The 24,679-nt window shown below is 25.2% G+C and carries 26 protein-coding genes; 19 read left to right on the plus strand and 7 right to left on the minus strand.

From position 1 onward, the window contains the following. Positions 1-18 precede the first annotated feature (18 nt). Positions 19-1,767 carry a carboxylate--amine ligase gene (locus AVENP_RS06870; protein WP_128358641.1) on the plus strand — a complete coding sequence of 583 codons (1,749 nt, stop codon included), beginning with the start codon at positions 19-21 and terminating at the stop codon, positions 1,765-1,767. 3 nt (positions 1,768-1,770) lie between these two features. Here AVENP_RS06870 and AVENP_RS06875 read toward each other — a convergent pair whose 3' ends face one another. Beyond that, positions 1,771-2,241 carry a J domain-containing protein gene (locus tag AVENP_RS06875; protein ID WP_128358640.1) on the minus strand — a complete coding sequence of 157 codons (471 nt, stop codon included), beginning with the start codon at positions 2,239-2,241 and terminating at the stop codon, positions 1,771-1,773. A gap of 176 nt (positions 2,242-2,417) precedes the next feature. Here AVENP_RS06875 and AVENP_RS06880 point away from each other — a divergent pair, with 176 nt between their 5' ends. The 3 genes from AVENP_RS06880 (at position 2,418) to AVENP_RS06890 (ending at position 7,447) form a co-directional block, all read left to right on the plus strand. After that, positions 2,418-3,203 (plus strand): ABC transporter substrate-binding protein, encoded by a 786-nt coding sequence (locus AVENP_RS06880; protein ID WP_128358639.1) that lies wholly within the window; start codon positions 2,418-2,420, stop codon positions 3,201-3,203. Positions 3,204-3,216: 13 nt separating this feature from the next. Further along, the gene (locus AVENP_RS06885; protein ID WP_128358638.1) at positions 3,217-5,628 is read left to right on the plus strand and encodes a PAS domain S-box protein; all 2,412 of its coding nucleotides are present in this window, start codon (positions 3,217-3,219) and stop codon (positions 5,626-5,628) included. A gap of 127 nt (positions 5,629-5,755) precedes the next feature. Beyond that, complete coding sequence (locus AVENP_RS06890) at positions 5,756-7,447, plus strand: L-lactate permease (protein ID WP_128358637.1); 1,692 nt, start codon at positions 5,756-5,758, stop codon at positions 7,445-7,447. A gap of 36 nt (positions 7,448-7,483) precedes the next feature. Here the strand turns inward: AVENP_RS06890 and AVENP_RS06895 are convergent, their stop codons facing one another. Next, entirely contained in the window at positions 7,484-8,107 is a 624-nt protein-coding gene (locus AVENP_RS06895; RefSeq protein ID WP_128358636.1) for a DsbA family protein, read from the minus strand. 119 nt (positions 8,108-8,226) lie between these two features. On the opposite strand from AVENP_RS06895, the gene AVENP_RS06900 reads away from it, so the two are divergent. The 4 genes from AVENP_RS06900 to AVENP_RS06915 are packed head-to-tail and all read left to right on the plus strand — an operon-like array spanning position 8,227 to position 10,902. Then, positions 8,227-8,493, plus strand: coding sequence for a DnaJ domain-containing protein (locus AVENP_RS06900; RefSeq protein ID WP_128358635.1), 267 nt, complete (start codon positions 8,227-8,229; stop codon positions 8,491-8,493). Positions 8,494-8,502: 9 nt separating this feature from the next. After that, positions 8,503-9,357 carry an ADP-ribosylglycohydrolase family protein gene (locus AVENP_RS06905; RefSeq protein ID WP_128358634.1) on the plus strand — a complete coding sequence of 285 codons (855 nt, stop codon included), beginning with the start codon at positions 8,503-8,505 and terminating at the stop codon, positions 9,355-9,357. An 11-nt stretch (positions 9,358-9,368) separates the two neighbouring features. Continuing rightward, a complete protein-coding gene (locus AVENP_RS06910; protein ID WP_128358633.1) occupies positions 9,369-9,785 on the plus strand; it encodes a phosphate-starvation-inducible PsiE family protein in 417 nt (138 codons plus the stop codon). Positions 9,786-9,804: 19 nt separating this feature from the next. Further along, entirely contained in the window at positions 9,805-10,902 is a 1,098-nt protein-coding gene (locus AVENP_RS06915; protein ID WP_128358632.1) for a glycoside hydrolase family 3 N-terminal domain-containing protein, read from the plus strand. A 25-nt stretch (positions 10,903-10,927) separates the two neighbouring features. Here AVENP_RS06915 and AVENP_RS06920 read toward each other — a convergent pair whose 3' ends face one another. Genes AVENP_RS06920 through AVENP_RS06935 form a run of 4 tightly spaced genes read right to left on the minus strand, consistent with a single transcriptional unit; the run spans position 10,928 to position 14,768 of the window. Beyond that, complete coding sequence (locus tag AVENP_RS06920) at positions 10,928-11,980, minus strand: AI-2E family transporter (protein ID WP_228201857.1); 1,053 nt, start codon at positions 11,978-11,980, stop codon at positions 10,928-10,930. Between the two features lie 43 nt (positions 11,981-12,023). Then, on the minus strand, positions 12,024-13,796 hold the full coding sequence (locus tag AVENP_RS06925) for an ABC transporter ATP-binding protein (RefSeq protein ID WP_128358631.1): 1,773 nt from the start codon (positions 13,794-13,796) through the stop codon (positions 12,024-12,026). Then, complete coding sequence (locus AVENP_RS06930; RefSeq protein WP_128358630.1) at positions 13,793-14,446, minus strand: winged helix-turn-helix domain-containing protein; 654 nt, start codon at positions 14,444-14,446, stop codon at positions 13,793-13,795. Before AVENP_RS06930 ends, AVENP_RS06925 begins: the two co-directional genes overlap by 4 nt. Positions 14,447-14,468: 22 nt before the next feature. Beyond that, positions 14,469-14,768 carry a hypothetical protein gene (locus AVENP_RS06935; RefSeq protein ID WP_128358629.1) on the minus strand — a complete coding sequence of 100 codons (300 nt, stop codon included), beginning with the start codon at positions 14,766-14,768 and terminating at the stop codon, positions 14,469-14,471. 120 nt (positions 14,769-14,888) lie between these two features. On the opposite strand from AVENP_RS06935, the gene AVENP_RS06940 reads away from it, so the two are divergent. From AVENP_RS06940 to AVENP_RS06960, 5 genes are all read left to right on the plus strand, one after another. Further along, positions 14,889-15,119: a DUF1104 domain-containing protein gene (locus tag AVENP_RS06940; RefSeq protein WP_128358628.1), complete on the plus strand. Its 231-nt coding sequence runs from the start codon at positions 14,889-14,891 to the stop codon at positions 15,117-15,119. Next, positions 15,109-15,777, plus strand: a complete 669-nt coding sequence (locus AVENP_RS06945) for a response regulator transcription factor (RefSeq protein WP_128358627.1) — start codon at positions 15,109-15,111, stop codon at positions 15,775-15,777. Before AVENP_RS06940 ends, AVENP_RS06945 begins: the two co-directional genes overlap by 11 nt. Then, positions 15,734-16,921, plus strand: coding sequence for a sensor histidine kinase (locus tag AVENP_RS06950; protein ID WP_128358626.1), 1,188 nt, complete (start codon positions 15,734-15,736; stop codon positions 16,919-16,921). The genes AVENP_RS06945 and AVENP_RS06950 overlap by 44 nt, the downstream gene beginning before the upstream one ends. Then, positions 16,915-17,259, plus strand: a complete 345-nt coding sequence (locus AVENP_RS06955; protein ID WP_128358625.1) for a hypothetical protein — start codon at positions 16,915-16,917, stop codon at positions 17,257-17,259. The genes AVENP_RS06950 and AVENP_RS06955 overlap by 7 nt, the downstream gene beginning before the upstream one ends. Before the next feature lie 68 nt (positions 17,260-17,327). Next, on the plus strand, positions 17,328-17,774 hold the full coding sequence (locus tag AVENP_RS06960; protein WP_128358624.1) for a glycine zipper 2TM domain-containing protein: 447 nt from the start codon (positions 17,328-17,330) through the stop codon (positions 17,772-17,774). A 37-nt stretch (positions 17,775-17,811) separates the two neighbouring features. Here the strand turns inward: AVENP_RS06960 and AVENP_RS06965 are convergent, their stop codons facing one another. Continuing rightward, a complete protein-coding gene (locus AVENP_RS06965) occupies positions 17,812-18,639 on the minus strand; it encodes a flagellin N-terminal helical domain-containing protein (RefSeq protein WP_128358623.1) in 828 nt (275 codons plus the stop codon). A gap of 107 nt (positions 18,640-18,746) precedes the next feature. Here AVENP_RS06965 and AVENP_RS06970 point away from each other — a divergent pair, with 107 nt between their 5' ends. The 6 genes from AVENP_RS06970 (at position 18,747) to AVENP_RS06995 (ending at position 24,676) form a co-directional block, all read left to right on the plus strand. Then, complete coding sequence (locus AVENP_RS06970; protein WP_128358622.1) at positions 18,747-19,088, plus strand: DUF309 domain-containing protein; 342 nt, start codon at positions 18,747-18,749, stop codon at positions 19,086-19,088. Further along, positions 19,069-19,584, plus strand: coding sequence for a 3'-5' exonuclease (locus AVENP_RS06975; protein ID WP_128358621.1), 516 nt, complete (start codon positions 19,069-19,071; stop codon positions 19,582-19,584). Before AVENP_RS06970 ends, AVENP_RS06975 begins: the two co-directional genes overlap by 20 nt. Positions 19,585-19,650: 66 nt before the next feature. Continuing rightward, positions 19,651-20,607, plus strand: coding sequence for a YbgA family protein (locus AVENP_RS06980; protein WP_128358620.1), 957 nt, complete (start codon positions 19,651-19,653; stop codon positions 20,605-20,607). Beyond that, positions 20,607-21,959: a cryptochrome/photolyase family protein gene (locus AVENP_RS06985; RefSeq protein WP_128358619.1), complete on the plus strand. Its 1,353-nt coding sequence runs from the start codon at positions 20,607-20,609 to the stop codon at positions 21,957-21,959. Before AVENP_RS06980 ends, AVENP_RS06985 begins: the two co-directional genes overlap by 1 nt. Beyond that, entirely contained in the window at positions 21,946-23,364 is a 1,419-nt protein-coding gene (locus tag AVENP_RS06990; RefSeq protein ID WP_128358618.1) for a phytoene desaturase family protein, read from the plus strand. Before AVENP_RS06985 ends, AVENP_RS06990 begins: the two co-directional genes overlap by 14 nt. A 61-nt stretch (positions 23,365-23,425) precedes the next feature. After that, positions 23,426-24,676 carry an ATP-binding protein gene (locus tag AVENP_RS06995; protein ID WP_128358617.1) on the plus strand — a complete coding sequence of 417 codons (1,251 nt, stop codon included), beginning with the start codon at positions 23,426-23,428 and terminating at the stop codon, positions 24,674-24,676. Positions 24,677-24,679 lie beyond the last annotated feature (3 nt).

The raw sequence follows: 24,679 nt of genomic DNA on the forward strand, positions 1-24,679 counted from the left end.
ATTAAATATTGGAATAAAATGAATAATGATTTAAAACAACCAACAAAAGAGTATAAAATTGAAATAATAAATAAAGATAATTTCGATATTAATTTATTATTTAAATGGTTTTATGAAGTTTTAAATCTTGAAAAAGAAGAAATCTATGATGATAAAATTAAAAATATTTGTGATTTTGCATTAATTTTAAATAGAAAATTATCACAAACTTCTTTGATTCCTATTTTTTATAAAGGAAAAATAACAGATATTCGGATTGATGATAAAAAGATTATTTTTGTTTTATCTTTATCTTATGTGGATTTAATTCCTCAAGAATTTTATTATAAGATTGTTGAGTTCTCTTTTAGATATATATTTTGGATGATGGAAAATGAACCAATTTTTGAAAATATACAAGTATTTTCAACTGCTTGTATAAATGAAATAATAAATCCAATTGCAAGTAACTTAGCACCTGGAAAATCAAGAATACCTGTGTTGCAGGAAGTTTTTAATAAAAATATTCCATTTATTCATCTAGGTTATGGAATATACCAAATAGGTTGGGGAAGTAATAGTAGAAAAATAGATAGAAGTACAATTGATTCTGATAGTTCTATGGGATTGCATTTATCTCAGAATAAAATTACAACAGTTAATTTGCTAAAAATGGCAGGTTTTCCATATCCTATTCAATCTGCAGTAAAAACAAAAGAAGAATTAATAAATATTATTAAAAAATTCAATTTTCCAGTTGTTTTAAAACCTATTGATTTAGACAGAGGGGAGGGTGTAACTGTTAATATTTATGATTACAATAAACTTTTTTCAGCTTTTAATGAAGCTATGTTTTTATCAAAAAATAAATTAGTAATTGTTGAGAAACAAGTACCAGGAGTTTGTCATAGATTATTCATATCTAATAATGAACTATTGTATTGTGTAAAAAGATTGCCAATTTGTATAAAAGCAAATGGGAAAAATACAATAGAAGAGTTAATTGATAATGCAAATGATAAAGAATCAAAAAAGATTTTTTGGACTGAAAAAGAATTTTTCCCAAAAGACTCTTTTACTTTAGAAGTTTTGAAAAAAGCTGGATATAGTTTAAACTCAATTCCTAAAAAAAATATTTGGATTGAATTAAGAGATATTGAATCAACAAAATGGGGTGGTAGAGATGAAAATATGACAGACTTAGTCCATCCTGATAATTTAGATATAGCAATAAGGGCTACAAAAGTATTTGGTTTAAATGTTGCAGGAGTAGATATTATAACAACAGATATATCAAAATCTTGGCTTGAAACAAATGCAATAATAAATGAGATAAATTATGCGCCACTTTTAGGTGGAGCAGAAATATCAAAAAGATATATACCAACTTTCATTAATAAATTTATAGAAAAAGATGGAAGAATTCCTATTGAAATTTTTATTGGAAATACTAAAGAAACTTTTGATAATGCAAAAAAGAAATCTCAAGAATATTTAAGTTTAGGTTTTAAATCATATTTAACAAGTCATAATATAAGCTTAGATAATAAATTAAATGAAATAAAGTTTTTACACAAAAGTATTTCTAATAGAGTTCAAGCTTTATTATTAAATTCGAATGTTGAAGCTTTGATTATTGTAGTTCAAAATAGTGAGTTTTTATACAACTTTTTTCCAATTGATAAAATATTAAAAATGAATATTATTTCTAATGAAGTAGTTGATATAAAAACCAATAAAGATTTAAGTGAAGAAAAATTTAAACTTTTAATTGATAAATTATCTTAAATCTTACTTTACAGTTTTCATCAAAACATCTCTATAATGATTTAATTCTTTCATTTTTGCATCTTCACCATTGTTAATATCTGGATGATATTTATGTGCTAATTCTTTGTATCTTTTTTTTATCTCTTCTTTTGTTGGTGAGTGCGTAAATCCAAAAAAATCTTTTGCTTTTGCAATTTCATCAACTCTTGGAGCATTTGCAAAACCTTGAAAATCCGATTGATTAAAATTATTAAAATCTTTAAAATTAAAATTTTGACCATTTTGGAAGTGTGAACTATCAAATTTGAAGCTGTAAGTATGGCTTTTCATTTTTTTTCTAAAATTATAAATCACAAAACTTATAATCACAAAGATGATTCCTATAATCATCAAAAAAGTTCCAAAGTTGGTAAATATAAGATATAAAATAAAAAATAGAATTGATAATCTAATTAGTCTATTAAAAATATAAACAATAGTGTTATTGGGCATAAAAAATAATCCTTTTAAATAAAGTGTGTATTATATAATGCTTTATACTATAAACAAATTAATCAATATTAAATAAAAATTATTTTATTGATAAATATTATTCTTTACTATAATTTATATCTATATCTTGTATAATCAGCCAAATTTTATCTAAGGTCATAGTTAATGGAGTCAAAATGCAGGTTACTAAAAAAATATTTTTTATAATATTTTTCGTTTTAAATGCTTATTCAAATGAAAATATTCTTGATGAAATAAAATCAAATAATAAAATCAAAGTTTGCATTTGGCCTGAATATTATGGAATTTCATTTTTAGACCAAAGAACACAACAATTTTCAGGAATTGATAGTGATTTAGCGCAAGAATTAGCAAAAGATTTAAAAGTAAATTTAGAGTTTGTCCCTAGTTCATTTTCAACTTTAATTGATGATATAAACAATAACGCATGTAATATTGCAATGTTTGCAATAGCAGATACAGCCCAAAGAAAAGAAAAAATTAGATTTACAACAGCACATTTATCAAGTGATGTTTATGCAATTACTACAAAAAATAATAGAAGAATTCAAAATTGGGATGATTTAGATAAAAAAGGGAATATTATTGCCGTTGCAAAAGGTACTTATCATGAAACAATAATGAAAGATAAATTAGAAAATGCTCAACTTATTGTACTTGATAAAATGCACAAAAGAGAAGATGAAGTTCAAGCAGGTCGTGCTGATGCTTTTATGACAGATTATCCTTTTGCAAAAAGAATGTTAACAAAAACTGATTGGGCAAAGTTAATAGAACCAAAAGAAACTTATTTTAAAACAGATTACGCATGGGCAATGAAATATGGTGATGATGAATTTTATAATAAAGTTGAAGAATTTATAAAAAATATTAAAGAAGATGGAAGACTTCTTGCTATTGCTAAAAAAAATGCTTTAGAACCAATTATTAAGTTAAAGTAGGAAAAAAGTTTTTATGAAGTTTGTTGTTTTAAAAATATTATTCGCAAGTTTATTTATTACTTCTCTTGTGCTTACGGGAGTTTTTTTATCAATTTCAGTTTTAAAAGATGAAACTATTAAAACTCATCTTAAATTAGTTCAATTATATTCTAGTATTTTTGTTGATAATTTAACAAAGAGTATAGATACTATGAATTATCTAACAGATAATTTAGTTGTATTTTTAGAAAATGAACAAAATAATGAGATTATTAATTCAAAATTATCCGAATTATTAAGAAATAATTTGGAAATTAGATCAATAAATATCTTAGATGGAAATGATAAAGTTGTATATAGTTCTAATGAATTGAACAATAATCTTTCAATAAATTTAGATTCTTTTTATCCCTTGCCAAGTTACAATAACAATGTTTTAAGAGTTGGAAATACAAAAGAAGGAAGAGATTTTTATGATGAAAGAGATATTGAATATTCAAAAAATGATTTAGATATAAATTTTTTCCCAATTTTAAAAGAGTTAAAAGTATCTAATAAAAAAATAAAAGTATTAATTGCGGTAAATGGTGATTTTTTATTAAATAGATATAACAATTTTTTAAATATCGAACATTGTTATATTGATATTTTAAAAATTGATGGAACATTATTATCATCAAACGATTTTAGAGAACAACAAGATAAAAGTATGAGTAAAGATTTGTTAAATCTTATAAAAGAAAAAATCTCTTATTCTGGTATTTTTGATTTTAAAGAAGAAAAAACAATTCTATCTTTTAATTCAACTACAAATTATCCTTTTGTTGTAATAGTTAGATTAAACTTTGACAAAACATTACAAACTTGGGAAAAGAAAAGTCAACCTCTTTTATTAACAATTTTTGCTTTATTGTTTTTATCAATTGTATTAGTTCTTTTTTGGTTATATACTTATAATAAAAAAGTAAATAAAGAATTTTCATTAAATAAGAAATTTAAAATTTTATTTGAACAAAGTAGCTTTTTTGCATTGATAATAAACTCTAATGGAAAAATATTAGAAATAAATAATAGTTTTGAATTAGCTTTTTTTGATAAAAATCTTCATAATAAAAATATTTGGGAATATTCTTGTTGGCAAGAAAAAGAAAAATTATGGCTAGAGAATATAATAAAAAATTATTCTAAAAATAAAAAAATACAACGGGAATTAAATATTTTAGGATTAGATGGAAAACAAAGAGTATTAGAAATAGTTATTTCATCTTTTGAAATAGATGAACATATAGAATATGTAATGATTGCTTTAGATATAACTTTAAAAAAACAAAGAGAAAAAGAGCTAAAAAATGCTCATATTGTTTTTGCAAATGCTCATGATGGAATTGTTGTAACAGATGAAAACATAAATATTGTAAATGTAAATAAAGCCTTTGAAGAAAATACAGGTTACTCTTTAAAAGAAGTTTTAGGTAAAAATCCAAGAATTCTAAAATCAGGAATTCAAGATAATGATTTTTATAAAAATATGTGGACTCAACTAAATGAAACAGGTTATTGGGAAGGTGAAATTACAAATAAAAATAAAAATGAAGAGTTTTACATAGAAAGAATAAAAATAAATGCTGTTTATAATGAAGAACAAAAATTAACAAATTATATTGCAGTTTTTTCTGATATTACTTTACAAAAAGAGCAAGAGAAACTTCTACACGAAAAAGAAAAACTTCTTTTTCAACAATCAAAACTCTCTGCAATGGGAGAAATGATAGGAAATATTGCTCATCAATGGAGACAACCTTTAAGTGTAATTAGTTCTTCAACTAGTGCTATAAAACTATATGAGCAAGAAGGAATATATTCAAAAGAAGAAATTATTGAGTTTATTGATGTGATTTTAAATTCAACAAAATACTTATCAAATACTATTGATGATTTTAGAAATTTTTATAAAGAAGATTCTGAAAAAATTGATTTTGATGTTGAATTAGCTATTAATAACAGTTTAAATTTGATAAAAACTGAACTGGTAAAACAAAATATAAAAGTAATTTTCATAAATGAAGAAAGTTTTAATATATGTGGTATTCGAAATCAATTTTTACAAGTTATGATAAATATTTTAATAAATGCAAAAGATGCCTTTTTAGATAAAGATATTATAAATAAAGCAATATTTATTGATTTTTATCAAGATAGCCAGAATAATATCATAGAAATATATGACAATGCAGGTGGAATTGATGAAAAGGTTATTGAACATATATTTGAGCCATATTTTACAACTAAACATAAATCTTTAGGTACAGGAATTGGTTTATATATGAGTGAAGAGATTATTACAAAACAATTAAAAGGTGAAATTATCGTTTCAAATAAGGAATTTACATATAAATATGAAAAGTGTAAAGGGGCAGAATTTAAAATTATCATTAAAAAAATATAGGAATTGTGTTACAAATATTATCATTTCGTATATATTTTATTGCTATTTTATTGTAATGATTTTTTTATCATAAAAATATCATATGGGATAACTATTCTTCTTGTAATTTTTTATAGGAGGAAATTAAATGGGTTTAGGTCTTCAAGCATTTTTTGCTGTATTGCCAATACTTCTTGCTGGTATTTTACTAGTAGGTCTTAGAGTTTCAGCAAAAAAAGCAATGCCATTAGTTTACATATCAGCGGTTGCTATTGCATACGTAGTTTGGGAAGTTTCATTTAGTAGAGTTTTAGCTTCTACGATTGAGGGTGTATTAATTACAGTTTCAGTTTTATGGATTATTTTTGGAGCTATCTTGCTTCTAAATACACTTAAACATTCAGGTGCAATTGTTGTAATTAGAGAAGGATTTAATAATATTAGTCCAGATAGAAGAATTCAAGCAATTATTGTAGCTTGGTTATTTGGATGTTTTATTGAAGGTGCTTCAGGATTTGGAACGCCAGCTGCAATAGCTGCTCCTTTACTTGTTGCAATTGGTTTCCCTGCAATGGCTGCTGTTATGTTAGGAATGATGGTACAAAGTACACCTGTTTCTTTTGGAGCGGTTGGAACTCCAATTTTAATTGGAGTAAATAAAGGTTTAGATTCAGCAGGTATTGGTGCAACTTTACAAAATTTAGGTTCATCTTGGGATACTTATTTACAAATAATTACTTCTGAAGTTGCTATTACTCATGCAATTACTGGAACATTGATTCCTTTATTTATGTGTGTTATGCTTACTAGATTTTTTGGTGAAAACAAATCTTGGAGTGAAGGTTTAGCAATTATTCCTTTTGCTATTTTTGGAGGAATTGCGTTTACTATTCCTTATGCACTAACTGGTATATTCTTAGGTGCTGAATTCCCATCTTTAATTGGATCTTTAGTTGGTCTTGCTGTTGTTATAACTGCTGCTAAAAAAGGATTTTTAGTTCCTAAAAAAACTTGGGATTTTGCTCCAGTGGAAAAATGGCCATCTTCTTGGATGTCAAAATTTGAGATGAAATTTGATGCAATGACTTCAAAAATTCCAATGTCTTTAACAAAAGCTTGGATTCCATATATTTTAGTTGCAATTGTTTTAGTAATCACAAGAGTTAGTCCAGATGTGAAAAAATTCATATCTTCATTTTCATTCTCTTACAAAAATATTTTAGGAGAAGGGCTTAACTTTACTATGGCACCTTTATATTTACCAGGTGGGATTTTAGTATTTGTAGTACTTATTACTTATTTCTTACATAAAATGGAATTTAAAGAGATAAAAGAGGCTATTGGTGAATCTTCAAAAGTTATGATTGGTGCTGGATTTGTATTAATGTTTACAGTTCCACTTGTTAGGATTTTAATTAATTCAGGTGTAAATGCTTCTGGATTTGATTCTATGCCAATTGCAATGGCAAACTTTGTTGCTCACTCAGTTGGAGATATTTATCCATTTTTTGCCCCAATGGTTGGAGCTTTAGGTGCATTTATTGCTGGAAGTAATACTGTTTCAAATATGATGTTATCACAATTCCAATTTGGTGTTGCAGATGCTCTTGGTATTTCAACAGCATTTATGGTAGCTCTTCAAGCCGTTGGTGCTGCTGCTGGTAATATGATTGCAATTCATAATGTTGTTGCAGCTAGTGCCACTGTTGGATTACTTGATCAAGAAGGTGAAACTTTAAGAAAAACTGTAATTCCAACTATTTATTATTGTGTTGTTGCAGGAATCATTGGTCTTATTGGTATGTATGTTTTAGGACTTGCAGATCCATTAATGAAATAAATAAAAAAGGAAGATTTTATAATCTTCCTTTTTTTATTAAGAATGGCTATTTTTAACTATATTATTTATCTGATTTAACATAGATTCATAATCATTATATTTTATATTTATAGGGTATAACTCTTTTTCAGATTTTAAAATCAATGATGGAAAACTTCTTACATTTAGTGAACGTCTAAAATTTAACTCATTTTGTAAATCTTCTTCTATTTTTTGTGATTTTAAATCTTCTTCAAACTTTTTTTCATCCATTCCAATATTTTTTGCCAATTCAATAAGCGTTGAAGCATCACTTGGATTTAAGGCTTTTTGATAATAAGCTTCTTGAATAGCTTCTATCATCTCATCCTCTTTATCTTCATCTCTTGCTAAAATGGTAGCTTGACAAGCTAGATAAGTTGAACGTCTAGGTTTACACTCTTTCCAAAAATCATGGTTAAATTTTGTTCCAACAACATCTTCAATTTCATACCAAATAGCTTCAATTTTTTCTTGCATCTCTTTTGGCATAATTTCATCGCTATGTTTTGCTAAACCTCCAACCACATGAACTAATTTTATATTATCAGCTAAATATTTTCTAAGTTCATCTAAAGTTGGTTTAAAAGCATAACACCATGAACACATTGGGTCATGAACATGATATAAACTGTAAATCATAAATTTCCTTTTAAAGTAGATTAATATTTTTATTTAGACTAACATTATTGCAATAAAATACTTCTAAATTGAAATTAAATATTTTTGTGTACAATATAGAAGATATTAAAAGGATTTTTATGGAATATGAAGAGTTTGAAAAAGCTGTTGATATGTTTGGAATATTAACAAGGGTTTCAAGAAAAGATTTAAAAAAGAAGTATTTAAAACTATCAAAAATATACCATCCAGATATGGAAACTGGAAGTGAAGAAAAGTTTTTGGAATTGAAAAAAAATTATGATTTATTATGTGCATACATGGATTCATACTACTTTTCATTTGATAAAGATGAGTTTAAACATCAGTTTCCTTCATTTACAAATTATAAAAACTGGAATAAATAGGAGATTAAAATGTTCGAAGAAAAAATAAAAGATTTAGTTACAAGTGCCTTAGTTGTTGATTCATATTGTTTGGGAACTCATTGGGTTTATGATGAGCAACAATTAATTAATAATTCAATTGATTGGAATGGTTTAAATGCACCATTAGCTATGTGGCATAAGGGAAAAACAGCAGGTGATTTTACTCACTATGGTGACCAAACTTTATGGTTATATGAATTTTTAAAAGATAAAGATAATTTTGATGAAGAAGCTTTTAAAGATTTTTGGTTTGAAAAAATGCAAACTTATACAGGTTATGTGGATGGAGCTTCAAGAAATACAATTGAAAATATCAAAAATAAAATAGAACCATCAGGTTCAACTTCTACAGATTTATCAATTGTTGGAAGAATTGCTCCACTTTTAAAAGTTTCAAAAACAAAAGAAAAGTTTTATAAAAATGTAGAAAAGTTTGTAAATATCACTCATAATAGCCAATTAGCAAAAGAGTGTGCTGATTTTTTTGCAAAATTATTGATTTTAGTTTTAGAAAAAAATGATATAAAAGAATCAATTTTAAAATTAAAAGATGAGTGTAATGAACATTTTCAAGATATGCTAGAAAAAGCTCTAAATTCAAAAGATGAAGATAGTTTTAAAGCTATTAGAGATTTTGGACCAGCTTGTGGTATAAATGATGGTTTTAGTGGAGTTATTCATCTTTTAGTAAAATATGATAATCTAAAACAGATGTTAATTGCAAACTCAAAAGCTGGTGGAGACACGAGTGCACGAGCAATGATTGCAACTATAATATTTATGGCAAACAATGAAATAGGGCAATTACCAAAAGAGTGGATGAATATAAACGCAAAAATTTAGAAGGAGTATTTATGAAAAAAACTTTAGTAAATTTTTTTTCAGATAAGTTATATATAGAGTTATCAATTACCTCAGTACTATTTCTGATTGCACTTGCTATGGATAAACTTATGGATTTTATTATTTATATGCTTTATTTTGTGATTTTTCTAGAAATTGTACGAGCTGTTGTAAATTATGTCAGAGAGCAGCGTGTTACTATGACATTACTTGTTGATGCTTTTATTATTTTAGCTTTAAGAGAGTTTATTGTAAATGTTGTAAAAGTAAATAAAGAAGATTTAGGTAGTCTCGAAGCAATATTTTCAAGCCCTATAAATTTTAACCTTTTAATTTTATCAGGGGTTATAATATTTTTATTACTTGTGAGATATTTATCAATTATTACATCTCAAAAAAATGTACTAAAAAACATAGAAGAAGATTAAATCAAAAGAAAGAGTGTATATGCAGAAAATTTTAGTTGTAGCCTTTTTACTATTTTCACTAGTTAATAATTTATTAGCAAATGAAGGTTATACAAAACAAGAGATTGAAAGAATGATTTCAAAAATGGTGATTTTAGGTTTTAATGGTGAAAGTGTAAATCAAAATGATGAAATTTATAAAAACATAAAAGCAGGTTTAGGTGGAGTTATCTTATTTGATAAAGATCCAAATGATAAGAAAAAAGTAAAAAATGTAAGAAGTAAAGAGCAGTTAAAAAAATTAACTTCTTCATTACAAACTATTTCAAAACAAAAACTTTTAATTTCAATTGACCAAGAGGGTGGAATAGTTCAAAGATTAAAAAGTGAAGATGGTTTTGTAAATACGCCAAAAGCTATTGATGTGGCTTCAAAAGGTGAAGATTTTGCTAAACAAACATATAAATTATTAGCAAAAGATTTAAGCGAATCAGGTATAAATGCAGATTTTGCACCAGTTGTAGATTTAGCAATAAATAAACAAAATAAAGTAATTGTAACACGAGGAAGATCATTTGGTGAATCATCAAAAGAGGTTATAAAATACTCTTCTATATTTGTAGATGAACTAAAAAAACAACATGTTATTTCTGTTTTAAAACATTTCCCAGGACATGGATCATCTTTGGCTGATTCACACTTAGGTTTTGTGGATATTACAAATACTTGGAATGAAAAAGAGTTAGAGCCATATAAATATTTTATTAAAAATAATAAAGTTGATATGATAATGACAGCTCATGTTTACAATAAAAATTTAGATGAAGAGTATCCAGCAACTCTATCTTATGAAATTAATACAAAATTATTAAGAGATAAGTTAGGTTTTAATGGAGTTTTAGTAAGTGATGATTTACAAATGTATGCTATTTCAAAACATTATGATTTAAAACAGACTTTAACTTTGGCTATAAATTCAGGTGTAAGTATGCTTTTATACGCAAATCAATTAGCAAAACCTATTACATTAAAACAAATAGTTGATACAGCTTATTCATTGGTTTTAAGTGAAGAAATTTCTTTAGAACAAATCGTAAAAGCAAACGAGAGAATTGATAAAATGATGAGTAAATATTAATCAATTCTAAATTAAAAAAGAGGTTTTAATTTAAAACCTCTTTACTTTTATCTCTTTTTCTTGATAAATCTGACATCAAAATCCCAATCCAATGACTACTTGTATTTGAATCGAAGGCAATTTTTAAAGTCATAGTAATTGGAACTGCTAAAAACATTCCAACAATTCCTAGAATATAACCCCAAAAAATTAGTGAAAAGAAAATAACTAATGGAGAAAGTCCTAACTCTTTTCCCATAAGTTTTGGTTCTAAAATATTACTTATTGAGATATTTATTACAACATATAAAACTATAACCCAAATAGTTGCACTTAAAGGCAAATTCATTAAAGCTAATAAAATTGCAGGAATAGACGCAATAATAGATCCAACAACAGGAACAAAGTTAAATAACATTGCAATTACTCCCCATAATATTGGATAATCAACTCCAAAAAATGATAAAACAATAGCTATTATGAATCCTGTTAAAAAACTTGTAAAAGATTTAACTACAAAATATCTTTGGATATTGTATGAAAATAGATTGAAGTGTTCTAGTTTTCTAGCATTATTTCTAAAAATTACTTTTAATTTTGTTTGAAAAGATTTTGATTCAGCAAGGATAAAAGCTACTCCAATAATTACAAGTAAAAACTTAGATAAAAAGGTACCGATACTTCCTATAATATTTGTTGTATAACCAAAAAATGAGCTAAAACTTAGTGTATTTAATATTTTTTGTTTATCAATTTCAAAACCTGATACTTGGGCAAAATGTATTGAATTTATAATAAGATTTTTAAATTTTTCTTCATATGCAGGTAAATTTTCTACAAAATCATTTAAAGATATATTTATCACATAGGCAAACATGAAACTTATAAAAACCACAATTAATAATATTAGAAAATAAGAAATAATTCTTGGAATATTCTTTTTTTCTAAAACATTAAGAAGTGTTGAGAATATCGAAGATATAAAAATTGCTAAAAAAAGTATTACTACTACTTCACTTGCCATTTTTATTCCAGCTATTATTACAATAAAACTTGCAAAATAGAAGAAATAATTTTTTAAATTGAATGAATCTATCAAAATAATCCTTTAAAATTTTTATTTTAATTATAGTTAAAAAAAGTTAAATTAACTGTTTCTTTACAAACTCTAAATAGTGACCCTCTTGTTCTTCTAGTTCTTTGTGTTTTCCTTGTTGTACAACTTTACCATCATCTATCACATAAATCATATCAGCATTTTTTACTGTACTTAATCTATGAGCTATTGTAATAACAGTTTTATCTTTTAAGAACTCTTCCAATTCAGTAAATAGTTTAACTTCTGTATGAACGTCCAAAGCTGATGTAGATTCATCAAAGATAACAATAGCTGGATTTGCTATAATCATTCTTGCTATTGATAATCTTTGTCTTTGCCCACCACTTAATCTAATCCCATGTTTTCCCACAATAGTATCAAGTTTATCCGTCATATTTTCAACAGTTTGAAAAAGTTGCGCAATTTTTAAAGCTTTGTAAATCTCAACATCGCTTATATTTTCATTTCCCATTGTGATGTTAAATCTCAAACTGTTATTAAACAAAATTGGCATTTGTAAAACTAAAAAGATATTTTCTCTTAGACTTTGTTTATTTAAATCTTCAATATTAATATTATTATAAAAAATATCTCCAGAATTTTTTGCATAAAAACCAGAAATTATATTTGCAATTGTAGTTTTTCCACTTCCACTTGCACCAATGATTGCTACTTTTTCACCTGATTTAATATTAAAAGAGATATTTTTTAATACTTCTTTATCTTCATTATAATAAAAACTTAGATTTTTCAAAGAAATATCAACTTTTTTAGAGTTTGAATCAAGTTTTAAAATTCCATTTTTTTCTTGTTTTAAATCCAAGATTTTATTTATTCTAGTTATTGCAGCACTAGCACTTGAATATGCATATTGAATAGTTAAAATATCTTGAACAGGAGTCATAATAAACCAAATATATCCAAACATAGCAAACATTAAACCAATAGATAAATCGCTATATGCCACAAGTAAAAGTCCTACCGCTCTAAAAATCTCAAAAGCTATTAAAAAAATAGTAAAAGAAAATCTTTCATAAGCAACACTTTTATAGTTGAATTCATTTGAAGTTTTTTGGATATTTTTAGCTTTATTTATTGAGTCTTCAAAAAAGAAATTTTCTTTATTACTAGCTTTTATTTGACCAAATAAATCTAAGGTTTCATTTATATTATTTTGAAATTCTTCAATTGCTTTATTTTCTTCTTTTTTTAATACACCTGTTTTTTTAGAGATTTTTTTAGAAAGAACCATAATAATTGGTTGAATAAATAAAATCATAAGTCCTAAAATTGGGTCTATTGTAATTATTACAATAGCAACTGCAATTAAAGTTAAAATTGAAGCTATGAATTTACTAGCAATGGTAACTATAAAATTATCTAAGGTATTTACATCTGTTACTAAGTTTGCACCAATTGAGCCAGAACCTAAACTCTCATATTCATTCATATTTACAAGTTCAAGATGATTTAAAAGTTTTTCTCTTATTTTAAAAGTTACATATTTTGATATTTTTGTAAATATTTTAGTGATTAGTACACTAAACAAAAAATATATTATTCGAAGAAATAAAACAATAAAAGTAACAAGTGCAATGTAATAAAAGGCACTTCCACTTCCTAAAAATTTATCAATATTATTTACAAAAAAATCAGGCTTTTTAAGTAACACTTCATCGACTAATAAAGGTAAAAGTAAAGGAATTGGAACACTCACCAATATTGCAATAATTGTGAGTACTTGTCCAATTATTAATGATTTTTTGTCATCAAGAAGTAGTTTTAATATGTATTTTAATGATATTTTATTGTTCATATTTGAATATCTATTCTATATCCTATGCCAGAGACATTTTTTATAAGTTCTTTATATGTTTTTTTTCTTAACTCTTTAACTAAAGATCGTAAAGAATCATGAGTCATTGCTCCACTCCAAACATTTGTATTTATATCTTCATATGATAAAGAACAGTTATGATTTTTTAATAAAAAATCTAAAAATAAAAGTTCTTTATTTGTTAATGAAATAACAATGTTATTTTTAAATAAACATTTGTTGTAGTTATCATAAATAAAATCATTTCCTAAATCCATAATATTAGATTTATTTGAATCTAGATTTTTTACACAATCTTTAAGAGCATCAATAAATATATTTATGCACTCTAAATTTTGTATAAATTTTACATATTTAAGTTCTAAACTTTCTAATAAATGAGTATGATTATATTCGTCTAATATGGCAATAATTTGTATTTGTTTATTTAACCTTCTAATAGTTTTTAATAACTCAAAATCATATCTTGTAACGACAAAATGAATATCTTTAGTATTTATAAGTTCAATTAATTCATCTTTATGTTCATATGTGAAAAAATTATTTATATAAGAAGAAAAATATTCGCTAAATTTATTATCAATATGTTTAGTATCATAGCAAACATTTAAAAATTTTAACTTTTTCATAAAAATCCTAGAAATTAAATTATTATTTATCAGTAGAAGATAACATATTTTGACAAATTTCTTTTTTCATGCCTTCATTATATCTACAGTTTAAACCGCATTTGAACATGGCAATATTTTCTAAACTTTGTTTTTTGATTTCTAGAATAGAAACCTTTTTACACTCTTCTAATGATGAAAAAGTCATAGGACTTTTTATATTTTGAGTCGTATCTTCCTTATTTGGATAGATAAAAGCAGACCATTTCTCTTCTTCTGTTGCACCAAAGCAACCATTAATAATAAATGCGAAACTAGCAATTAGTAAAATATTTTTAAACATCAAATCTCTTTTTTATATGAATTCTAGTCAAAAATTATTTATAAAAGCTTAAAAGAGATTTATATACAATTATTATACATTTAATATGCTACAATCAAAACAAAAAATAGAGTTATAAAAATGAAAAAAATCACCATTATATTTCTTTTATTGTTTACTATTCTTTTCGCAAAACAAGAAAATTATTCAGATATGAGCACTCAAGAGTTAATATCAATTATTGGTTATGTAAAAGAAGAAAACAAAGCTAAATTTATCAAAGAGTTATATTTAAGGATTCCAAATATGACACAAGATGAAAAAACTCAATTTGAACAAAGTATGCAAGAGATGCAAAAAAATGAAAACTAAAATATTATTATTAGAAGATGACTTAAATTTAAGTGATACGGTTTGTGATTATTTTGAAGAAAAAGGTTTTGAAGTAATATGTGTTTATGATGGAGAAGAAGCTCTATCTTCAATATATGAAAACTCTTTTGATTTGTTATTACTTGATGTAAATGTGCCAAATAAAAATGGTTTTGAAGTATTAAAAGAAGTAAGACGTGAAAATAATCTTACACCAGCTATTTTTATTACTTCATTAAATTCTATGGATTCATTAGAACAAGGATATTCAAGTGGTTGTGATGATTATATTAGAAAACCATTTGAATTAAAAGAACTTTTAATTCGAGTTCAAACCATATTAAAAAGAGAATTTGCTCATAAAAGCGACATTGTTTATATAACAGAAACAATAACTTTTAATTCAATATCTAGTGAATTAAAAGATGCAGATGAAGAGATTAAACTTAATTTAAAAGAGTTAAAACTTTTAAAACTATTTTTACAACATCCAAATGAACTTTTAGTTCATGATAGAATTTATGATTATGTTTGGGATTATGATGAAGAGTACAGCGATAACTCTTTAAGAACTTATATAAAAAATCTTAGAAAGATTTTAGGAAAAGATAAAATTGTTAGTCTTAAAAAACTCGGGTATAGATTTAACCAAAAGTGAAACTAGAACACTTTTAGGTTTTAGTCTTTTATACTCTTTTTTGGTTTTAGTAATTTTAAGTGTTGTTTCTTATTTATACTATAAATTCCAAAAAGACTTGATGCTTCAAGAAAAAAGACAAATCTTGCAAAATTATTCAAATGACTTAATTGGAAGATTAAGAGATTTACATGTAAATATTGATAAAAATAATATTTATCCAAGAGATGAGAGATTTGAATCTGCTATTTTTGATAGTGATAAAAAAGAGATTTTTTCTACATTAAAATCTCAAGATGTAAGTTTAGATGATATTATTTATTTAAATGATGGTGAAATACATTTTATTAAAGAGCCAGAATCATACTATTTAGGTAGTAAATATATTATTGTTGAAGTTCCAGATGATGGTGTTTGGTTTGATCAAATTAGATATAACATCATAATATATTTTTTATTGGCATTTTTGTTTATGATGTTTTTAGGCTATTTCATTCTGAGGCTATTTTTAAAGCCAATGCGTGATGCCTTACATCTACTTGATAGATTTATAAAAGATACAACCCACGAATTAAATACGCCAGTTACAGCCATTATTACAAATATAGAAATGATTGATAAAAATAGTTTAGATGAAAAATTACTTAAAAAAATAAATCGAATCGAAATAGGTGCAAAAACTATTTCAAATATTTATGAAGATTTAACTTTTGTTACTTTAAATAATCAACTAATTTCAAAAAATGAAGAGATAAATCTTTCAAATGTTTTAAGACAAAGAATTGAATATTTTAACAGTATTGCAACAATGAAAAAAATAAGCTTTGATTTAAACATAGAAGATGATATTTTTATTTTTTGTGATATGAAAAAGATAACAAAATTAATAGATAATATTTTATCAAATGCAATTAAATATAATAAAATTGCAGGTTATATAAAAGTAAATTTAGATGATAATATTTTAAGTATTGAAGATAGTGGAAAAGGTATAAAAAAAGAGAATCTTAAAAATCTTTTCAAAAGATATTCAAGATTTGATAAAAGTGTTGGTGGCTTTGGTATAGGTTTAAATATTGTCTCTTTAATAGCAAAAGAGTATGATTTAAAGATAGATGTTAAATCTGAAATAGATGTAGGGACTAAAGTGGAAATAAAATGGTAAAAAACGTTTTTTTAATTATCTTGATGGTTTTGTCTTTAAATGCTGATAATACTGATTATTCAATATACAATTTAAATTGTGTTCAATGTCATTCTCAACTACCAGTTAGTATTGATAAATACTTTTATAAATATTTATTGAAATATAGCAGTGAAAGAGATGTTAAAAAAGCAATGTTTGATTATCTAAAAAACCCAACTTCAGAAAAAACGGTAATGACTGAGTCATTTATTACAAGATTTGGGGTAAAAAAGAAAACAAATTTAAATGATTCTAAATTAAGAAATGCAATAGATGGATATTGGGACAAATATAAAATTTTTGGTAAATTAAAATAGTTTTATATTCACAATACTTTCACAATCAAGCTTTATACTTTTAAAATAAATACAATTGGAGTTATAAAATGAAAAAAATATTATCAATGTTTCTTATTACAAGCTCTTTAGTTTTTGCAGATAATAATTCAATTGGTCTTGATACAATTGTAGGCGCAACACTTGGAGTTGCAATTGGTAATCAAATTGGAAAAGGTAATGGAAGAGACGTAGCAAAAGTTGCTGGTGGATTATTAGGTGCAACCATTGCAAATAATTCTAGAACACCATCTTATTCTACTCCAAATTATTCATACAGAGATAACTCTTATAGAGATAGTTATTATGATAATAACTATGAAAGAACAACTACTTATGTAAGAACTGATAGATATTATGATGACGATTATTATTATAGAAGACAACCTGCACAAGTTACAGTGATTTACCAAAATTATGACAGATTTCCACCTCCACCGAGATATTACTATGATAGACATCCTCATCACAGAGATATGTATAGATATGGAAGATAGAAAATAGACTCAAGTTTTGAGTCTATTTTAAAGATTTTCAGCTAAGTAATCTTAATACACTTTGTTGGTTAATATTATTAGCTTGAACTTGTCCATAAGCTCCAATTTGAGATAAAATATTTTGTTTAGAAAAATTTGATGTCTCTTTTGCATAATCTGTTTCAAATAATGAAGCTGCACTTAAAGTACTCGTTTCTTGTGCAAGAAGATTTCTATTTGAACTTTCAAGTTGATTTTGTGTAGCTCCAATTTCAGTTTTTATATCATTTAAGCCATTTATTGCTTTATCAATATTCTCCAAATAACTTCTAGCATCACTTGCTGTAAATGTTGCAGAATTTTGATTAACAAGATCAGTTAATCCTAAGCCTTGAGTATTAGATTGAACGCTTGAAGTTTCAATTATATTATCACCTATTATTCCAGATTGGTATTGTTGAACATCTGAAGCTGCTGTATCACTTTCACTTTTTTGAAGTAGTGTTTGACCATTATAATTTGTTTCACTTGCTATTTTATCAAATTGTTTAAGTTGAGATTGAATATCTTTTAATATTGAATCTCTTCCTTCTTGGCTTGTTGTATCTGTTGAAGCTTGAAGAAGTTTTTTCTTAACATCATTTAATATTGTTGATTGCTCATTTGTGGCACTTGATGCTATTTGACTTGAAGCAATTGCTGAATTTGTATTTTCAATAGCTTGAGAGTAACCATTAGAGTCACTTATTAAACTATTTGCAATAGATAAGCTAGAAGCATTATCACTTGACTGATTTAATTCAACACCAGTTGCAATTTTATTTAGACTTTGATTAATATTTAGATAAACATCTTGATTTAAGGCATAATTTGTATTTACTTGCATAATTTACTCCTTTCATTTTTATCATTTAATAAATTCTATTCTTTTAAAGATTAAAGTAATATTAAGTATAAATGTAATATTAGTGTATAAATTTAAATAGGTTAGTTATGAATATAAATTTAGAACATGAAAAAATTATTTTTCTTCTTGAAAATGACGAATTCGTAAGAGCTCATGATATTTTAGAAGAAGATTGGCGAAAATACAAAGATAATCAACAAACAAGACCAGAATCTTTTATTTTAAAAGCGTTATTAAATGCAAGTGTAAGTATTGAACTTCATAAAATGCAAAGATTTGAACACTCTTTTAATGTTTGGAATACTTACAAAAAATATGAGTATTTAATAGATGAGATTAATTGTATAAATACAAAGAATTATAAAAAAATAAAAGATATAATTTACGAAAAAAGAGAAATATACATAAATGATAATAATAGATTTTGAAACAAATAGTAGTAATATTGGTGATGTAATTGAAGTAGCAGCTGTGCGAATTGATAAAGATTTTAATGTTTTAGATAAGTTTCATAGATATTATTTATCACGTTATCCAGTTAATTACTTCTCATTTGCAGTTCATAGATTAACACCTGAATTAATACTTGATTATAGAAAAGACAAATCATATTGTTCCTATTTCACAGAAGATGAAGATTTTTTAGAGTTTTGCTCAAATTCTAAAACTCTAATTGCCCATAATATTACTTTTGAATTAAGACATATTGATAATAAAGTGAAATTTCAAAAGCATATTTGCACAATGAAAGAAAATAAAGATATTGTAAAAGTTTATGGAAAAAGTGGAAGATTAAAAAATCCAAAATTAGATGAAACTTGCCTATATTATGGAATTGAGTTTGATGGAGATAAATACCATAGTGCAACTTATGATGTAACAAAAACCTATGAAATACTCAAAAGAATGAATATAAAACTATAAACAGCAGATATTTACCTACAAGAAGACCTTTTTTTAGTATAAAATAAAAGAAAAAAAGGATTTCTTATGAAATTAGGAGTTTCAGCTTGTTTAATCGGTACACAATGCCGTTATGATGGTGTTGGTGCAAGTGATAAGTTTATAGTTGATGTTTTAGCCAAATATTTTGAAACATCTGCATATTGTCCTGAAACTATAATTTGGGGAAGTCCACGAGAAGCAATTAGACAAACATTAAATGAAGATGGAAACTTGCGAATTGTAACTTCTACAAAAAATCCAAAAGATGTAACAGCTGAGCTTCAAAATGTCTCAATAGATTGTGCAAATAGAATTGAAAATGATGATTTATGCGGATTTATTTTAAAATCATCATCACCTACATGTGGAATGGAGCGAGTAAAAGTTTATAAACCTTTTAATGCACCTAGCGTGAAAAATGGTGTTGGAGTTTTTGCACAACAAATCAAAGAGAAATATCCATATTTGCCAGTTGAAGAAGAGGGCAGATTAATTGACCCTTGGCTTAGGGAAAATTTTTTAATGCAAATTTTTGCATATCAACACTTGCATGAGTTCTTAAAATCAAATCCAAGTTTTAATGACTTGGTGATTTTTCATACATCTTACAAATATCTTATTTATTCAAAAGCTCAAAAATCATATACAACACTTGGAAGAATCGTTGCAAACAAAGAAAAAAAACAGTTAGATGAAATTTTACTTGAATATAAAGAAGAGTTTTTAAAAGCAATAAGTCTAAAAGGAAATGTAAATAAAACTTACAATGTTTTACTTCATATGTTTGGATATTTCAAAAAACTAATAACAAAAGAGGAAAAAGAGGATATTTTACAATCTCTAAATGAATATAAAGAAAAAATTATTCCTTTAATTGCAGTTATGAAGATAATAAATCTTTATGTAAAAAGATTTGATGTTCAGTACTTAAAAGTACAGAAATTTTTAAATCCATATCCAAAAGAATTGGCTTTAAGAAGTGATATTAAGGCTTATAAATAATGAAACAAATTTTATGGTTTAGAAGAGATTTAAGAATCACAGATAGTGCAATTTTACATTTTGCAAAAGATGAAGTATTGCCTATTTTTATCTTTGATAAAAATATCTTAAATTTACTTTCAAATGATGACAAAAGAGTAACATTTATTTATAAAAGCGTTTTAAAACTAAAACATGAGTTGAAAGAAATAGGGCTAGATTTAGCCATATTTTATTCAACTCCCAAAGAGGTATTTTCAAAGCTAAAAATTGAAGGTTTTGAAAATATTTTATGTTCAGTTGATTTTGATGAGTATGCAAAAAAAAGAGATGAAGAAATCTCTGGAATCATGCCAATGCAAACTTTCACAGACTCTTTTATAACTCATCCAAATGATTGCCTAAAAGCTGATAAAACACCTTACAAAGTCTTTACTCCATATTATAATAACTTAGAGTTTATTTGGAATTCATATAGACTTGAAGAGTTTAAAACAAATGAAAATTTGAAATTAATCTCTTTTGATTATGAGTTTATTCCAACTTTAAATGAAATGGGCTTTGAACTTCAAAAATTGCCAGATTTTTTACAAAAAAGTGCAGATAAATTACTTGAAGAGTTTGGTCAAAAAATAGATAATTACAAAATTGATAGGGATTTTTTTGATAAAAATGCAACTTCAAATCTAGCTGTTTATTTACGATTTGGACTAATTTCTCCAAGGCAAGCTTTTAATAAAATAAAAGAGTTAAAAGCTAGAAATGAAAACAAAGAGTTTTTTATTAGAGAGCTTTTTTGGAGAGAATTTTATAACTATATTTTATTTCATTTTCCAAAAAGTGAGTTTCAAAATCTAAATAAAATAAAAGTAAATTGGAATGAAGATGAAAGCGTTTTTCAAAAATGGTGTGAAGGAAATACAGGTGTTCCAATAATTGATGCGAGTATGAGATATTTTAATCAAACAGGAACTATGCATAATCGTTTAAGAATGATTGTTTCTTCATATCTAACAAAAAATTTACTGGTTGATTGGAAAAAAGGGGAACGATATTTCGCTTCAAAATTGCTTGATTATGAAGCAAGTTCAAATGTAGGTTCTTGGCAATGGGCAGCAAGTACGGGAGCTGATAGTGTTCCATATTTTAGGATTTTTAATCCATATCTACAATCGGCAAAATTTGACAAAGAAGCTATTTTTATTAAATCAGTGATTCCTGAACTAAAAGATGTGCCAGCAAAACAAATTCATAGTGAAAATGGTGTTCAATCAAATATATTTTTAGATTATCCAACTCAGATTGTAAGTATTGAATTCTCTAGAAAAAGAGCAATTGAAGAGTTTAAAAGAGCAAATAATGAAAAATATTGATATTGCAATTGTAGGTTCTGGAATTGGTGGAAGTTTGATTGCTGCACTAAATAAAAACAAAGATATTGTTGTTTTTGAAAAAGACCATAATCTTGGAGGTTGTGCTTCAACTTTTAAAAGATTTGGACACTTTTTTAACACAGGTGCTACAACTTTTGTAGGATATGAGGATGGTCATATTATTAAAAATATTTTTGATAAAGTTGGTTTAAAGCCTGATATTTTACAAAGTAAAATTGCCATTAGAAATATCCAAGGAAATAAAAAAGTAGATAGAATTCAAAATTTTGAAGAGTTTTTAAGCCAATTAAATAGTGTTTATTATCACAAAAATAATAGAGCTTTTTGGACAAAAATAAAAGAGATTGATGAAAAGTTTTGGAAATTAAAACATATCTATTTTGCAAAATATTCTTTAAAAGCTTTTTTTAAATCTTCAATTTTTGTAGCTGAACTTTTAAAAGAGTTTAAAACAGATTTATTAATTAGTGCTCAAAAATTTATAAATGATACTTTGCCAAATATTAGTGATGAATATAGAGCTTTTATTGATTCACAGCTTTTAATCACACTTCAAACAACATCGAAAAATGCCACACTATTATCAATGAGTTTAGGATTAGCATATCCATTTCATAAGGTTTTTTATGTAAATGGTGGAATGGGAAAACTAATTGAAGATTTATTAAAAGATGTAAAAGTAAATAAAAATGAACAAGTAATTTCTGTTATAAAAAAAGAGAAACAATATCTTTTAAAAACCACAAAAGATGAATATTTATGTAATAAAGTAGTTTTAAACTCAACTATTTTTGATAGCTCAAAACTCTTTATAGATGAAAATATAAAATCATATTTTCAAGGTTTTAAATTTGGTGACCAAAGTGCTTTTGTTGTTTATGTGAAATTAGATATAAAAAAAGAATTTTTACACCACTATCAAATAGTTTTAAAAGAAAATATTCCAAACTGCATATCAAACTCTTTTTTTGTCTCTTTTAGTGATGTAAATGATGAAAAAATGTCAAAAAATGGACTAAGTCTCACAATATCAACCCACTCAAAAGCAATTTTCTGGGAAGCTTTAACAAAAGAGGAGTATGAAGAAAAAAAAGAGCAAACAAAAGAGTTTATTATTCAAGAGTTTTTGAAATATTTTGACACTATAAAAAAAGAAAATATCACATCAAATTTTGCAGCAACTTCAAAAACTTTTTACTCTTTTATAAATAGAACAAATTGTGGTGGAAAACCAATAAATATAAAATCAGCCTTTAGTTTGCCGAGTTGTAACACACCATTTGAGGGTTTATACAATGTTGGAGATACAGTTTTTGCAGGGCAAGGCTGGCCTGGGATTGCTGTTGGAGTTGATGTTTTAAATAAGGAATTAAATAAAATATAATTGACAAAATAAATATTAAGTATTATAATACTTAATATTTATAAATTATAAGGAGTATATCTTGAATAATGTTTTAATTTCGCAGAATAAACATTGGGAAAAAAGATATGAAAATCTTTACAAAAGAGAAGTTTTTCAAAAATTAGTAAAAAATCTTTCTCTAAAACATATACAAGTTTTACAAGGTATTAGAAGAAGTGGAAAATCTTCTTTATTTAAACTTCTTATAAATGAACTTTGTTTAAATACAGACCCTATGGAAATTTTATATATAAATCTTGATGACCCTTTTTTTATGAAATATTCAAATGAACCAACAGGATTTTATGAAATAATCCAAACAGCAAAAAAACTTACCCAAAAAAATATAAAATATCTTTTTTTAGATGAAGTTCAAGCTATAAATGGTTGGGAAAGATTTGTAAAAAGTGTTTATGATAGTGAAGAATTTATTAAGATATTTATTACAGGTTCCAACTCTTCACTTTTAAATACGCAGTTTGCAACACTTTTAAGTGGACGATATATTTCAACAAAAATTTATCCACTTAGTTTTTCTGAAATACTTGAAATAAATGGCATTGATAATTTTTTAAAACTTAATAAAGAACTTCCAAAAGTTTTAAAACTTGTAGATGATATGATGAATTATGGTTCATTTGTGGAAGTTTATGAGTTGGATGATGAATTTAAAAGAGAAGTTTTAAGCACTTATTATGAAACCATTTTATTAAAAGATTGTGTTGCAAATAATCAAATTCGAGATATAAAGAGTTTTAAAGAACTTGGTTTTTATGCTTTGACAAATTTAACTTCTTTATATTCGTATATTTCTTTGTCAAAAGTATTAAAAATCAATGATAAATCTATAAAAGATTATATTTCTTTTTTAGAAAATTCGTATCTTTTTAGTGAGTTGAAACTTTTTTCATATTCATTAAAAGAGCAAATTAATAATAAAAAGAAATTATATTTGAGTGATAATGGTTTTATTAGTTTAGGATATGCTTTTTCTTCAAATTATGGAAAGTTATTGGAAAATCTTGTTTTTACTGAACTTCAAAAAGCAGATTTTGAGATTTTTTATTTTAATAGTGATTTCGAATGTGATTTTATAGCAAAAAAAGCTAATAAGATTATAGCTATTCAAGTTTGTTATAGTTTAACTGAAGAGAATAAAAAAAGAGAAATAAATGCATTTTTAAAACTCCCTTTTAATGTGGATGAAAAATATATAATTACCTATAATCAAAGGGATAAAATTGATGATATAGAGGTTATAAGTTTTTGGGAATATTTTGCAAAATTTTAAAAT

Origin of the sequence: Arcobacter venerupis, assembly GCF_013201665.1 — a bacterium.
In the GTDB taxonomy this organism is placed as follows: domain Bacteria; phylum Campylobacterota; class Campylobacteria; order Campylobacterales; family Arcobacteraceae; genus Aliarcobacter; species Aliarcobacter venerupis.

Excerpts from the sequence above, each read along its gene's own strand:
- AVENP_RS06955 (WP_128358625.1), top strand. The coding sequence starts at position 16,915 with ATGGTAAAAAACGTTTTTTTAATTATCTTGATGGTTTTGTCTTTAAAT.
- AVENP_RS06960 (WP_128358624.1), top strand. The coding sequence starts at position 17,328 with ATGAAAAAAATATTATCAATGTTTCTTATTACAAGCTCTTTAGTTTTT.
- AVENP_RS06895 (WP_128358636.1), bottom strand. The coding sequence starts at position 8,107 with ATGATTTACAGTTTATATCATGTTCATGACCCAATGTGTTCATGGTGT.
- AVENP_RS06935 (WP_128358629.1), bottom strand. The coding sequence starts at position 14,768 with ATGTTTAAAAATATTTTACTAATTGCTAGTTTCGCATTTATTATTAAT.
- AVENP_RS06975 (WP_128358621.1), top strand. The coding sequence starts at position 19,069 with ATGATAATAATAGATTTTGAAACAAATAGTAGTAATATTGGTGATGTA.
- AVENP_RS06880 (WP_128358639.1), top strand. The coding sequence starts at position 2,418 with ATGCAGGTTACTAAAAAAATATTTTTTATAATATTTTTCGTTTTAAAT.
- AVENP_RS06945 (WP_128358627.1), top strand. The coding sequence starts at position 15,109 with ATGAAAACTAAAATATTATTATTAGAAGATGACTTAAATTTAAGTGAT.
- AVENP_RS06940 (WP_128358628.1), top strand. The coding sequence starts at position 14,889 with ATGAAAAAAATCACCATTATATTTCTTTTATTGTTTACTATTCTTTTC.
- AVENP_RS06970 (WP_128358622.1), top strand. The coding sequence starts at position 18,747 with ATGAATATAAATTTAGAACATGAAAAAATTATTTTTCTTCTTGAAAAT.
- AVENP_RS06980 (WP_128358620.1), top strand. The coding sequence starts at position 19,651 with ATGAAATTAGGAGTTTCAGCTTGTTTAATCGGTACACAATGCCGTTAT.
- AVENP_RS06985 (WP_128358619.1), top strand. The coding sequence starts at position 20,607 with ATGAAACAAATTTTATGGTTTAGAAGAGATTTAAGAATCACAGATAGT.
- AVENP_RS06890 (WP_128358637.1), top strand. The coding sequence starts at position 5,756 with ATGGGTTTAGGTCTTCAAGCATTTTTTGCTGTATTGCCAATACTTCTT.
- AVENP_RS06905 (WP_128358634.1), top strand. The coding sequence starts at position 8,503 with ATGTTCGAAGAAAAAATAAAAGATTTAGTTACAAGTGCCTTAGTTGTT.
- AVENP_RS06990 (WP_128358618.1), top strand. The coding sequence starts at position 21,946 with ATGAAAAATATTGATATTGCAATTGTAGGTTCTGGAATTGGTGGAAGT.
- AVENP_RS06930 (WP_128358630.1), bottom strand. The coding sequence starts at position 14,446 with ATGAAAAAGTTAAAATTTTTAAATGTTTGCTATGATACTAAACATATT.
- AVENP_RS06900 (WP_128358635.1), top strand. The coding sequence starts at position 8,227 with ATGGAATATGAAGAGTTTGAAAAAGCTGTTGATATGTTTGGAATATTA.
- AVENP_RS06965 (WP_128358623.1), bottom strand. The coding sequence starts at position 18,639 with ATGCAAGTAAATACAAATTATGCCTTAAATCAAGATGTTTATCTAAAT.
- AVENP_RS06915 (WP_128358632.1), top strand. The coding sequence starts at position 9,805 with ATGCAGAAAATTTTAGTTGTAGCCTTTTTACTATTTTCACTAGTTAAT.
- AVENP_RS06870 (WP_128358641.1), top strand. The coding sequence starts at position 19 with ATGAATAATGATTTAAAACAACCAACAAAAGAGTATAAAATTGAAATA.
- AVENP_RS06910 (WP_128358633.1), top strand. The coding sequence starts at position 9,369 with ATGAAAAAAACTTTAGTAAATTTTTTTTCAGATAAGTTATATATAGAG.
- AVENP_RS06925 (WP_128358631.1), bottom strand. The coding sequence starts at position 13,796 with ATGAACAATAAAATATCATTAAAATACATATTAAAACTACTTCTTGAT.
- AVENP_RS06885 (WP_128358638.1), top strand. The coding sequence starts at position 3,217 with ATGAAGTTTGTTGTTTTAAAAATATTATTCGCAAGTTTATTTATTACT.
- AVENP_RS06875 (WP_128358640.1), bottom strand. The coding sequence starts at position 2,241 with ATGCCCAATAACACTATTGTTTATATTTTTAATAGACTAATTAGATTA.